This is a genomic window from Blastococcus sp. OS1-29 (assembly GCF_057628075.1).
The window spans coordinates 472,579-484,891 of the sequence record NZ_JBXXJK010000002.1; the positions used below are offsets into that span (position 1 = coordinate 472,579).

Consider the following 12,313-nt stretch of genomic DNA (forward strand, 5'->3'; position numbering starts at 1 on the left):
TGCTGTCCGGTCCGCTTGCGCACCGGGGACTGCGGGTCCTCCTGGGCAGGATTCACCGCACCGGCCCGGCAGCACGGCGGGCTGCTCCTGCCTCGCGCGAGACGGACCGGCGAGTGCCGCGGGACAACGAGAAGAAAGGCGGAGGGCATGCGTGCAATGGCGACACCGACGAACGCGCCTGACAAACAGGTCCGACAGGAGGCTCCGCTTCCGGCACAACTGCACGTGCCTTTGAGAAGCCCGTCTTCAGCGTTGCGCGATGAGAAGTCGTCCGCAACCGTCGACGAGCGGCAGGTCATCGGCCGGTCGTCGAACGCTGCCACTCGAGCTTCCACCGGAGTGGCCTTCGGTCACGACTTCAGCCGCGTCGGCGTGCGCGCCGATGAGCGGGCTGTTACGCCACCAGGCGTACGCCTCAACGTCAGGCAATTCAGCGTCGATGGCCCGCAGCACGCCGCCGCTGCTCCCGGCCCTGACTCCCTCAGGTGGGACAAGAGTGTCGATCCGCTGACCGAGTTGCAGGACCAGGGTGCTTCGGTGGCCTCCTTCGCGAAGACGGCGATGGGCGTGCAGATCCAGGTCGCAGCGGAGGGCACGACGCCCAAGAAGGCACACCCGGATGGTTACAAGTTCACCCAGACGATAGACACGAACGTGCCGCTGGGAGGCGCTTCCTCGCCCTATGTCGATCCACGGCCCAACGACGATGCCAAGCCGTTCTACTGGACCGATGCTGAGCAGGCAGCCAACCCGACGACCTTCCGTGACGCTCCGGGGCGACCCGCGCCGGCGGTCGGCACGACCACGTGGGATGCCGTGCTCGCGCTCAACGGCGTCAACGAAGCGACGAGGACGGTCACCGCTTATGACGCGCTCACGTACGGCTTCTCCCGAGACAGCGCCGGCACCGTCACGACGCACAAACCGAAGTCGACCAGTACGGGGGAGCATCGACGGATCCTGGCGTCGGAGTTCCCGGGCTGGACTTTCACATGGGGACTCAACAGAGGGGAGAAGGCAGGCGTCGGTGCGCTTGGCGGGGCAGCGATCGGGGGCGTGATAGGGGGCCTGGTCGGCGGTCCGATCGGGGGCTTGATCGGCGCGGGTATCGGTGCGCTGGCAGGAGGGCTCGGATCCCTTCTCTTCTAGTCGAGACCGCAGGGAGAATCGACATCCCGCCGGTATGTCGGACATGCGATGCCCTCGGTCGCGCGCTACGACGTGACCGGTGCCACGCGGGAAGATTGACCTTTCACAATGTGCGGAGCATCTGAACCGGGACGCGGTCGAACCGACGAATCCCCGGGTTCGGCTCTTCGCCGGAGACGCGACCATGGACGACGCCAGTCTGTTCCCTGCACTGCCCCCCGACGCCACCGACTACTCCGTGTGCATCGCCTGGCACGGCCCCGAGGACAAGCCGTTCTACAAAGCGCTGCTGATCTCGCCCTCGAGAGCGTCGTCGATCTCGAGTGAGCCGTTCTGGAACCATGCCGTGATCAGTCCCGACGAGTTCAGGCGACTGCTCGACGCCCTGGCGTCACGCCAAGGTCACGCGCTCGTGCCCGGCCCCTTTCGGCCTGACGGACCGGAGTATTACGTCGAGATCGAGGTCGACGGGCAAACCTTCCACTCGTCGCTGGGCTTCGATCACGGGACCCGCGAGGTGTTGCGTCACATGGCCGCGGCACTGGAACCAGATCACCGGAAACCGATCGAGGACATCCTGGTCCGGATCGGTCAGGGCTGAGCACGGGATCGGTGCTCCGGACCCTTCGGTCGGACGCCTCCTGCTCGATGACTCGGCGACGTCGGTAGGCACGCCCCGGCCGGTGCCGATCCGTTCGCGGACATCAGTGCACCCGCACGGCGGCCCGGCCGTCGCACCCGGTCGCTGCGCTGTAGGTGGAGGCCGCGCGGCGCCGGGGCGGGGAACCCTGACGTCGTGCCAGAAGCGCCGTCGCCTCCTGCAACCTTCGGCGGATGTCAACAGCGGCTCGCGCTCGCCCCCAGGTAGGCCGCCCGGACCCAGCCGTCCGGCGGCGATCGGGTGCCTTCACCCGAAGTCTCCTGCCGCAGAACCGAGCACCCGGTAGGTGCAGCCGACGCTGAACGGCCTCCAGCGTGACGACGTCGTGACGGCGTCTCAGTACGTTTCGCCGGGTGCACGAACGTCCGAGGCCCATCGTGAAGGGAGCCGTCGCCAATCGGCCGGTTGCCGTTGACCGACGCCTGGAAAGGGCACTTCCGCAGGGCGGCGGCCATGCCCTGGACGCCGCTACCCGTGCCGACATGCAGTCCTGCTTCGGGCATGACTTCAGCGCTGTCCGCGTGCACGCCGACCCCGGTGCGGCCGCGTCGGCGCGCGAACTCGGCGCGGCTGCGTACACCGTCGGTCGGCACATCGTCTTCGGGGCAGACCGATTCCGACCGGGGACGTCTTCCGGTGGGAACTTGCTCGCCCACGAGCTGACGCATGTCGTCCAGGGGATGCGAGGGGGCGGGGCCCGGGTTCCCCTGCTGAGTGATCCGCAGGATCGGGCCGAGCACGAGGCAGATTCGGTGAGTGCCGCCATCGCTCGAGGTGATCCCCCGGTTCCGAGTGTGCTTCCGCCGGCGGCCGTGATCCAACGGACACCGGAGACTTGGTACAGGGGCGAGGCGGTCGGAGTGGGGCCGGCGCGGCCGGGCGCTCACCTTCACGACTTCGGGGACGGCCTGTACCTCACGGATTCTCCCGGCGTCGCCCGGCTGTACGCCACAACCCGCGCCGGTGAGAAGCCGGTGACGGCCCGCACGTACTCGGTCACCTTGGAGCCCGAGCGGCTCGGCCGGGTACTCGACCTGACCACGGACCCTCGGTGGCAGTCCTTCCTCCGCGCGCGTGCCACGCCGCAGAGCCCCACCAACGAGGATTTGATTCGGCTGGCGAACGAGAACTATTCGCCAATGTTCGAGCAGTTCGTTCGAAGCAACAACATCCACGTCGAGGACTACGACGCGATCAAGGGCCCGGAGTTCGTGCGCGGCGGAAACCAGATCTGCATCAGGAACCCGGGAGTCCAGGCCGACGTCCGAGCCGCCTTGGCCGATCTGCCGATGCCTGCGGCGGGTTCTGGCGAGGCCGCGGGCGGAGCCGGTGTGCGCAAGAGCGGGACAGCGGTGCGGGAGGCGGGCGGTAGCACCGGTCCGGCGCCGAATGTGCCGGGAGAGGGACCCGGGCCCGGGACGAGCCGGCCGGTCGTTCCGAAGGTGGGCGAGGCGACCGTTCCCCGGGTGGGGAAGGTCACCGTTCCGAAGGTGGGGGAGGCGGCCGTTCCCGAGGTGGGGGAGGCGGCCGGCGAGCTGGGCGCGCTCGAAGGCGCGGCCGCACGCGGGTCGAGGCCGATCCGCCGATTTGCGATCGGCGCGGCAGGGGCAGCCGTGGAGGGAGCCCTGACCATCGTCGGCCTGCTCGTCGTCGTCATCTGGGAGCTGCTCGTGGTGCCCTACCTGGCCGCACTGCAACGCGAGGCCGAGGACAAGTACCGCAAGGTGCTGCAGCGCCAGATCCAGGACTACTACGAGAAGCACCTGGTGACCGGGATCGACGACCGCATCCGCCGGCTCGGCGGTCTGATCAAGGCGATTGAGAGCGAGAACGGACAGCCCTACGTCAACATCGCCCTGACGGTGCACTTCGACCTGACCCTGGGGCGCCGTTTCTTTTCCGGAACAGGGATGCCGGATTCGATCCTGGACCTCGACTTCCGGAGCATGGAGGCCAAGGACATCACCATCGCCCGGACGCCGGTGTCGGAACGGGCCGAACCGCTGAAGGCGGACAACGCCACGTTGTTCTTCGACGATGCCACGGAGTTCAGCGTCGTCCTGCACTTCTCGGCCATCCCGCCCACCTACCAGCAGCTGGTCGAGGCGTACGGCAAGGAGAACGTCGGCCCGGGCTGCTTCATCGCTACGGCCTGTTATGGCAGCGCACACGCGCCGGAGGTAGATGTGCTGCGCCGATTCAGGGACCGAGTGCTGTTGCCTCGTCCGGCGGGGCGCGCCTTTGTGGCCTGGTACTACCGCACCTCGCCACCGGTGGCCGCGTATCTCACGGTTCACCCGTTCGCTCGGCGGCTCGTTCGCGATTGTGTCGTTGCGCCGGCTGTGCGCGCTGCCAGAATCGCGGAGCGCGGCGCACGTTGACCCTGACGGCCGGCGGCCGCCGCTGCCCCGACTCCACGAGTGACGTCGAGTTCCGGCTGGTTCGCCGCGTCGTCAGGCTCTCCGGGCGGGCCGCGACGCCCCCGAAAGCGTCCCGTGAGAAGCATGCGCGGAGCCGCGAAGTCCTCGGCGGCGTGACATGCAGGTGATGGATGGGTGACGTGCAACGGCCAGAGTCCGCGTGTGCAGCCCTTGGACTCAGACGGGCGCTTGCCCCCAGGTCAGCCCCGGTGACGGACGGACCGCGAACGTTCGTCCATTCGAAGGGGACTCCATGACCAAGGACACCGAGCCGCTTGTAACAACGGAATCGGGGGCCACGCGGGCGACGAGGCTTCTCCTCGTGGTGCTGGGTGTGGCCACACTCGTCTGCATCGCGGTCCTTGTGGCGCTCGCACTCCAAGGTATGGATGCCCGCGCGCTCCAGATCGAGATCGCCAAGGTGGCCCTTCAGGTCGTTGCGGTTGCCGTGATCGGGACTCTCCTCACCTTCCTGCTGAAGCTCCGGGAAGAACTGCGCGCTGACGCTCAGCGAGAGCTGGACGAACTGCACAGCCAACGAAACAGACAGGACGAGCGCCTCACAGCAGCTCTGAACGACATCGTGGTCGGCTACAACCAGGTCAAGCGCATCCGCCGTTCGGTCCGTGCGGGCGACGACCAGGAGGCCGGCGGGGCTGGTAGTGGACGGCCGACATGGCTCGTCGAACTGGACGACCAGCAACTCGAGTTCGAGCGGCTTCTCCGCATCGCCCCGCTCATCGACGACATTCTGGCCAGCCGGTCGATCCAGGGGATCGACGGACCGCTTCGTCAGGTGGAGGACTTCCTGCGCGGCATAACCAAGATCGGTAACGTTCCCAGCCCTCACGACTTGCAGACCGCGTCGTTCCGCGAAGGCGTCTCGGTACACATCGACGACATGGTCGAGCGACTCACCAGTGCACTCCTGACTACCGGGCGATCGATCGAGCCCCGGCCGACCGGAGGAGAGGCGCACTCCGCGCGACCGTATTCCCGGGCCGAGAGGTCCAGTTGATCGCCCACATGACGAGAATCGAGGAACCGGACCGCGAGGGCCCTTGCGGCGTAGAGCGGCAACTGAGCGAGGCCCGCGTGCTCGGCCGTACTGACCGAGGACTTGGGCGTCCAAGGGGGTCGACGACTTCGCCGTAGTCCAGGAACCGGATCTCGGTGCATTCGGACATGCCCGCGTCTCTCACGCGCCGCGCAGTCAGTTCGGCGTGGGCAGTGGAGACGGTCACGGCCGTCACCGAGACGCCATACCAAGCTGCGCTCGTCCTCGGCAACATCGATGGCACGTCGCGGCCCCCGTCGGCAACGTCGTGCAGGCGCGCACGGCACTGGGGGAGGACCCGCTGCCGAGGAACCGGCTGTACGAGGCGCCGCCACACTTCCCCGACGATCACGCTCACCGTCTACCAGGCCGTCAACCCTTGTAGGGCCGGCAGGCCGCCGACCGGTTCGCGGCGCTGCTGAGGGGCTGAACGACCGCGCGAGGTATCGCGGCCGTATGTCGGCCTGACATGACATCGCTCCGGCTCCCGACCTGCAGGGCACCGGGGCGATTCTGTGTCCGAGGCGGGATTCGCGACATTCGCACACGCCTTGATCCGGTCGGGGATGACTTGCCGAGCGGATCGGGCCCCAGCGAGGGCCTCAGTGCACAGCGGCGCTCGAGTCAGGGGGCTGGAGGCGGGCCGTTCGGTCGAGGAGTTCCGCCGCTGGTCGACGAGGGAGGGACCTGCTCGTCGGCCGGGCGGCCGGACTGTCCAACGACGACGTCCGGGCGGCGACCGGCGCCGAGACCTGTGCATTCCTCGCGCGACGCCGGGATCCGCCACGGCCGCGCCCCGAACGACGGAGCCCCCGCGGTCGGCGACCGCGGGGGCTCTGTCATGGGAGGGGGCGACACATTGCGCACGGCTGCCCTGCTACGGGGCTTCTGGGGCCGGGGTCAGCCCTTCCGGCCGCTCGTGAGGCGCTCCATCTGGGTCGAGGCGTCCTGCCGGGCCTTGCGGTCGGCCCGCTTCTCCTTGATCGACTTGCCGACCTTCTTCTGTCCGCGCCTGTCAGCCATCACTACCTCCTCCTGGAGCCGTGGCTCCGGAATCGACTCGACGTCCCTAGCGGTTCCTGTCGGCTACCACGTTGTCTGGCGGACGTCGTGGGAGCTAGGGCGTCGTCCGGTGACGTCACGCCGTGGCGGTTGCCGACGCCCGGCAAGAGCGGCTCGGCAGCGGTCTCAGGCGCCGATTCTGTCCGACTCGTCGCGGATCCTCGCGCCCGCGGCCGCCAGTGCCGCCTCGTGCTCGCGGCCGTGATGGGCGCAGAAGACCAGGTCCTGGCCGCTGGGCAGGACCGCGCGGACGAATGCCTGCGCGCCGCAGGCACCGCGCTCGGACCTGCCGTTCGGGCCGCCCACCACGGCGGATGCGTCGCAGCGGTCGAACGCTGTCAGGGGAGCGACGGCGGGCGCAACGGGCTGGACATCGTGGTCGAGGGTGGCGATGGACAACGGGTACCTCCGGTGGGTCGTGCTGGTGGCTGATCCCCGGCCTGGGAAACAGGGCGCGCGCCGCGGCACGCGCGGGGGCTCTCTCCCGGTTGAACCCACAAGCGTCTCGGAACGTTCCCCTGGTCGACCACGCCAGGACGGCCGTCCTGCAGCTCGGACGACGCGTCACCTGGCGACTCACCCCGCCTTTCCCCGCGGGTGGGTCTCGACGCGGTCGACCGTCGCGGCCACGGGGTCGGGGTCGCGACGTCGAGTGGCGACACCTCGGGGTGCCTGCACCCCTCCGGGGACGGGGCGCCGGTTGACCTCGGCATGCGGGAGGCACGCGGCGGTTTCCGAGAGATAGGCCGAACCAGGCCGGCCTCGAGGCGTCGGGCAGAGGTGCCGAGGTCCGCAGGAGAATCCCGACGGGCCTGAGGCCGTCGGGGTAGGGCTCGGTGTCCGAGGGGGGACTTGAACACCCCTTGTGGGGCAACTGCCCCGACCCTGCGGGCGCGTTCACATGGTGGCTCGGCACGGTTTCCTCCTCATCGGTGGGTAACAGGCGTGCAGACGGCGGGTCCCGCGGTCCGGGTGCGGTCGATTCGGCGGCTGCCCTGCCGGCGGCGCTGGGTGGTGCGCTCAGCCATGCTGGACGCCCAGGTCCAGGAAGTCGGACAGCACGTCGTTCTCCGGCAGGTCGGGCCAACAGTTCAGCGACCCGAAGGCGTTGGTCGCCAACTCCCGGCGGACGATCCACAGCCGGGGGGCGGTGAGCCCCAGATAGTCGGCGGTCGCGCCCAGACTGGAGCCGGGCTCGTGGCCCAGATACAGCTTCGCGCCGTCGCTGCGCGCGCCGCCGCAGGCCTCGATGGCCAGCGCGGTGGTGTGCCGCAGGGCGTGCAGCCGGATCTCGTGGCCTTTGGCCCAGTCGCAGGCCCGGTGCAGCCGGGTCGACCAGTCCTCGAAGCGGCCGGTGGTGACGGGACGCCCGCGGCGGGTGCGGAACAGCCGGTCGGCCGCGGCGCCGGGGCGAGTGGCCGACAGCGCGAGCGCGTGGTGCAGGACTGGGGCGTGCACCGGCATCTCCCGGAGCTTGCCGCCTTTGGCGGCGATGGCGACCGAGGGGCGCCCGGGTTTGCAGCCGGTCACCGTCAGCCCGACCAGCTCGTCCAGCCGCAATGCGGCGACCCGGTCGATCACCCACAGGATCGCGTCCAGCTCGGGATCGCTACTCGTCCACAACACCGCCGCCAGGTAGTCGCGCAGCTCGGTGTTCTCCAGCGCCTTCTCCCGGCTGGGACCGGGGCGGATGGGCGCCTGCAGCCCGGTGAGCTGGGGGCTGCTGCGGAAGTTGCCTTGCACCAGGGCCCGGTCGATGGCGCGGGCCGCCCGGACGTACTGCTCGGCGGCGGCATGCCCGGAGACTTTCGGATCGGCGGTCGCTAGCGGTCGGCCGCGTTCGGCGGCCAGCGCCACCTCGCGTTCCCCCACGAGCCGGTGCAGCACGCCGACCTGTTGTTCCAGCCGGGGCAGGGTCAGCTCGGTGTAGGGCAGGTTCCCGAAGGCGGTGAGGGCGGTGCCGTCGCCGAGGTCGGGGTCCCCGTCCAGCACCCGGCGACGGCCCTGCGGATATCGGGCGGCCACCGGCGCGAATCCGCGGTCCTCCAGGTTGTGCAGCGCCTCTCGCAGCGTCGGCAGCCCCCGTTCGTGAACCCGGGCGATGTGCCGCACCTCGTCGGGAGTCAGTCCCAGGGAGCGCAGCAGGTCCGAGGCGACGGCGATGCGGTCAAGGTCGCCCACGGGGCCCGCCGTGAATGGGGTCGGGGGTCGCGTCGACGTCGGCGCTCGGCGGCGCGGCTGCGCCGGCACCATCGGCCGCGAGCGCGGGCGTGGCATCCGCGGTCGCCGCGCCGCCGGGGGCCGCGAACACGGTGGCTGGACGCAGGCCGTCCAGCGAGTCCAGGATCCGGCGCACCGCCAGCAGCAGCACGTGGTGTGCACCGGTGCGCGGATCGAGGCGACCCAGGACGAGCACCGGTTCGTCGTCGGTGCCGGCCCAGCGTTGGCGGTATCCGGGCAGGTTGGGCAGGCGGAAGCGGCGACGCTCGCCGACGTGCACTATGCCGTAGGGCAGCGGCGCGGCCGGAGAGAGTTCGCTGAGCTGGCACCAGCCATCGCCGATCGCGATCACATGCAGCCGGTCGAGGCGCTCGAGCGTGCGCGGAAGCTTGAACCGCTGCCCGGTCACCACGACGCCGTGCACCGCGCCTGGCGCGTGGGGCGGCACCGCATCCGGCGCGTGGGGGAGCGCCGCGCTGGCGGCTGCCCACGGATCGGTCGCGGGGCACGGCTGCGCCGGCTGCGGGAGGCGGCGGATGTCGGTCATCGGGACCATCGTGACTCACGCAGGGTGATTACGCCATAGCAGAGCGCAGATGTCTTGTCAAGTGATTGGGTATCCGTGCAGGTCAATGGCCCTGTCGGCCGTCGGAAATCGTCGGTACCTGACGCGGTCGGCGGCGGCTGCCAAAGGGGTAGAGGCCGGCGAGCAGCTCGACGACCAGCAGCTGATAGGCGTCGGCGATGGCCAACAGGGCCGGCAGCGTCGGCAGCTTGTGGCCACGCTCCAGTTCGGACAGATAGCTCACCGCCAGGCCGGTCGCGGCAGCCACCTCGGCGAGGGGCAGGCTGCGCTCGAGGCGCAGCTGCCGGAGGCGGGCGCCAAGGACGGCTCGGGTCATGCCCAGGCGCTCGTTGTCGTCGGCGACCGGCACCCGCTGAGGTTACGACGTGGGCGGGTGGGCAGTGCTCACTCGGTGACCGGTGGCAGTCGTGTCCACCGATGCACCTCCCGTCCCGCGGGCGATCGCGCCAGTGCTCGTGACCCGGCCGGCGAGAGCCGGGCCAAGGTCAGTAGCGCCCGGCGGGTCAGATTCCGAGTGCGACCGATTTCCTCGACCAGCTCCTGGAGGGCCGCGGCGTAGTCGTCGAGCAATCCGGCGGCCAGTGCGGCCCGGAGCCGTTGCGCCAGCGGGCTGCCCGCCGCGGCGGGGGCACGGTCGGCGCCGTCCGATGCCGAGGGGAACGCCGGTGTCGTGTCTGTTCTGAATGCAGGAGGAGGCGCGGCCGTGCGGCCGGAGGTGACGGTGCCGGCATCCTCGGCCGATCCGACCTCGCCGGTCTGGCCCGCGACGATGGCCAGCAGCTGCTCGGTCAGCGCCCGGGCGACAGCGGGCCCGTTCAGCTTCGGCGGCGCGGTGGCCACATCCACGGGGAGCAGCCACAGCGTGGCCAGCTCGTCGGTGTCCCAGACCGGCTGCGCTCGCCAGGTCACCTCTCCCCAGGCGGCGACCACCGGCCGCCCCTCCCGCACGACTGCTCCGGGCAGGACGTCCTGCGCGCGGGTCCACACCCGGTCGCCGTGTCGCTGATCGGGGTCGGCCACGACGTCGGGGGCGGCCAGCCATTCCCGGACCGCTGCGTGCAGATCCGCTGGCTCAACCACGAGGGCCGAACAACAGCTCGTAGGCGTCGACCAGGTCCTCGAAGGTGACCTGGGTGTAGCGGCCGATCACGCCGATCGCCTCCGCCCGGTGACCGGCGTAGGCGGCGGCGACCCGGACGTCGGAGACGGCCGCGATGTCGGCCAGCGTGGTGTGCCGGATCCAGTGGGTGGCCACGTCCATCGACTCCGTCCAGTCCAGATGTCGGTCGATCCGGTCGAACAGCGTGTTGAAGTGCCGCCGGCCGATGGGTCGTTCGGTGCGGGCGCGGAACACCGCGTCTGCGGGGCCGCGCGCTCCGCGGGTGAGCGCAAGCCGCTGCAGTTCGAGGATCAGGCAGTGGGAGAGGGGCAGCGTGCGGGATTCGCCGCCCTTCTCGGTGAGCGTGACCCGCCGATGGGCGGCGTCGAGATGGTCCAGTGTGAGGTTCAGGCAGCCTTCCCGGCGGGCGGCGGTGTGCCGGAGGAAGGTCAACAGCAGTTCGTCGAGGAGCGGGTCCTGGCCGGTGGTGGTGCCGACACGCCAGATGTCATCGAGCTCCTCAGGCAGCAGGGGCCGCTCCGGGGCGCGCGGGCGACGCGGTGGCCGCAGCAGCGCGGCGGGGGAGTGGGTGAGGAGCCCGCCCTTGGCGGCGTAGGAGAAGAAGAACCGGGCGGCGCGGACGAAGTTCTCCGCCGCGCCCCGGCCGTAGGCGTCCGGGTCGTAGGAGCGCAACCGTCGCCCGGTGGCCCGGGCGCGGGTCACCGTGCGACGCCCCACCTCCGTGCGCACCTGATCCCGCAGCTGCTCCAGGGCGACCAGTGTGACGGCGTCGAGCTCGCAGGCGCCGAACTGCTCGCCCAGTAACCGCAGGCCGGTGGCGTACGTCGGCCGGCTCTTGTCCGAGATTGCCGCGACTGCGTGCGGCAGGAGGTCCTGCACGGTCGTCATCTGCGCCCCTCATACTTCGCTCATAGCGAAGTATGCTGGTTGGTGGCCGGACCAGCAACCCGGCGTGCAGCGAGGACGAGACATCGCCAACGGTGGGCGTGACGTGCGATCGAGGAGGGACGGTGACGCGGAAGGCGCGGGTGCCGCACGGCAGCAGTGGAGCTCGAGCCGAGTGGTATCTCAAAGGCGACCCGCACCCACCGTGCCTTCCCGGCGCCGCCTGCCCAGACTGTTCTCGCGTCCTCGACGAGTGGCTCACCCTCTGGCGGGCACATCGGGCCTTGGCGGACGCCGACCCGGTGGAAGCCGGTGCGCGAGTGATCATCGAGCAGCGCTACGCCGACGGTGCCCGCCCGACCTGACACCACCAGCATCGACGAAGCACCGGGTCGGCCGGACAGGTCGGACAGGCGGCCGCCTCGCCAGCTGCGCGACCGACGGCCGGCTCCGCCCACCGCTGGGGCCACCGAGCCCGAACGGCGCGCCGGAGACCGACCTCGATCGCGGAGCCCGGACGCCCGGTGCGCCGCGTCGGGCAGTGGCCCGTGGCCCGGCGCGTCAGGGCAAGCGGCGCGGCCATTGCGACAGCCGGCGATCCCCGGCGACCGGCCAGCCGATGCAGCGACGGTTGACCACAGCCGTCCCACGTCGCGAGGACCGTCTCCGGGTCCCCATGGATCCCCGGCAGGGGCAGTACGCCCCACCTCGGTCCTCGAGCCGCGGCCTCAGCCAGCAAAGGTCAGCGTGAGCCGGAACGTGCTGTCCCAGATGTCGTCGCTCATGCGGCCACCGTGCCCTCGGCGACGTTGTCCTCCCGCCACCTGTCCACAGGTTGTTCGCTTATCCGCCGGTGACGGTGCTCACTTGACTCCCCGCCGTTGTCTGGGACGACAGCCGCTGGCACCTGGCCCTCCAGAGACCCGGGTCGGCGCGGGTCTCGTATGCCGATGGCCACCGGCACCGAGCACGGTCGCGGGGCCGCCCGCGCCGCACTCAGCTGCCGTCTCACCGGCTCAGCGATTCCGCCGGCTCGTCCTAATCAGCTCGAGGTCCCGCATCTTGTCGTAGGGATGTGCTTGCTTGAACGACGTTGCGTTGGACGGCAGCCGAGCTACAGCGGCAACGCCGGATAGGTCGAGGAGATGGAGGC

General features: G+C 70.3%; 11 protein-coding genes. 4 read left to right on the forward strand and 7 right to left on the reverse strand.

Annotation, left to right across the window (positions count from 1 at the left end; genetic code table 11):
* Positions 1-156 precede the first annotated feature (156 nt).
* From AC2H4J_RS06950 to AC2H4J_RS06965, 4 genes are all read left to right on the forward strand, one after another.
* Entirely contained in the window at positions 157-1,149 is a 993-nt protein-coding gene (locus AC2H4J_RS06950; protein ID WP_487464120.1) for a hypothetical protein, read from the forward strand.
* Between the two features lie 184 nt (positions 1,150-1,333).
* Positions 1,334-1,750: a hypothetical protein gene (locus AC2H4J_RS06955; protein ID WP_487464121.1), complete on the forward strand. Its 417-nt coding sequence runs from the start codon at positions 1,334-1,336 to the stop codon at positions 1,748-1,750.
* A 413-nt stretch (positions 1,751-2,163) separates the two neighbouring features.
* Positions 2,164-4,191 (forward strand): eCIS core domain-containing protein, encoded by a 2,028-nt coding sequence (locus AC2H4J_RS06960; protein WP_487464122.1) that lies wholly within the window; start codon positions 2,164-2,166, stop codon positions 4,189-4,191.
* A gap of 292 nt (positions 4,192-4,483) precedes the next feature.
* Positions 4,484-5,248: a hypothetical protein gene (locus tag AC2H4J_RS06965; RefSeq protein ID WP_487464123.1), complete on the forward strand. Its 765-nt coding sequence runs from the start codon at positions 4,484-4,486 to the stop codon at positions 5,246-5,248.
* A 939-nt stretch (positions 5,249-6,187) separates the two neighbouring features.
* Here AC2H4J_RS06965 and AC2H4J_RS06970 read toward each other — a convergent pair.
* From AC2H4J_RS06970 to AC2H4J_RS07000, 7 genes are all read right to left on the reverse strand, one after another.
* Positions 6,188-6,310 (reverse strand): hypothetical protein, encoded by a 123-nt coding sequence (locus tag AC2H4J_RS06970; protein ID WP_487464124.1) that lies wholly within the window; start codon positions 6,308-6,310, stop codon positions 6,188-6,190.
* A 165-nt stretch (positions 6,311-6,475) separates the two neighbouring features.
* Positions 6,476-6,748, reverse strand: coding sequence for a DUF7455 domain-containing protein (locus AC2H4J_RS06975; protein ID WP_487464125.1), 273 nt, complete (start codon positions 6,746-6,748; stop codon positions 6,476-6,478).
* A gap of 621 nt (positions 6,749-7,369) precedes the next feature.
* Positions 7,370-8,530 carry a hypothetical protein gene (locus AC2H4J_RS06980; protein ID WP_487464126.1) on the reverse strand — a complete coding sequence of 387 codons (1,161 nt, stop codon included), beginning with the start codon at positions 8,528-8,530 and terminating at the stop codon, positions 7,370-7,372.
* Complete coding sequence (locus AC2H4J_RS06985; RefSeq protein WP_487464127.1) at positions 8,517-9,116, reverse strand: hypothetical protein; 600 nt, start codon at positions 9,114-9,116, stop codon at positions 8,517-8,519. The genes AC2H4J_RS06980 and AC2H4J_RS06985 overlap by 14 nt, the downstream gene beginning before the upstream one ends.
* A gap of 82 nt (positions 9,117-9,198) precedes the next feature.
* Positions 9,199-9,504, reverse strand: coding sequence for a helix-turn-helix domain-containing protein (locus tag AC2H4J_RS06990; protein ID WP_487464128.1), 306 nt, complete (start codon positions 9,502-9,504; stop codon positions 9,199-9,201).
* Between the two features lie 35 nt (positions 9,505-9,539).
* The gene (locus AC2H4J_RS06995) at positions 9,540-10,235 is read right to left on the reverse strand and encodes a hypothetical protein (protein WP_487464129.1); all 696 of its coding nucleotides are present in this window, start codon (positions 10,233-10,235) and stop codon (positions 9,540-9,542) included.
* Positions 10,228-11,163, reverse strand: coding sequence for a tyrosine-type recombinase/integrase (locus tag AC2H4J_RS07000; protein WP_487464130.1), 936 nt, complete (start codon positions 11,161-11,163; stop codon positions 10,228-10,230). The genes AC2H4J_RS06995 and AC2H4J_RS07000 overlap by 8 nt, the downstream gene beginning before the upstream one ends.
* Positions 11,164-12,313: the final 1,150 nt, after the last annotated feature.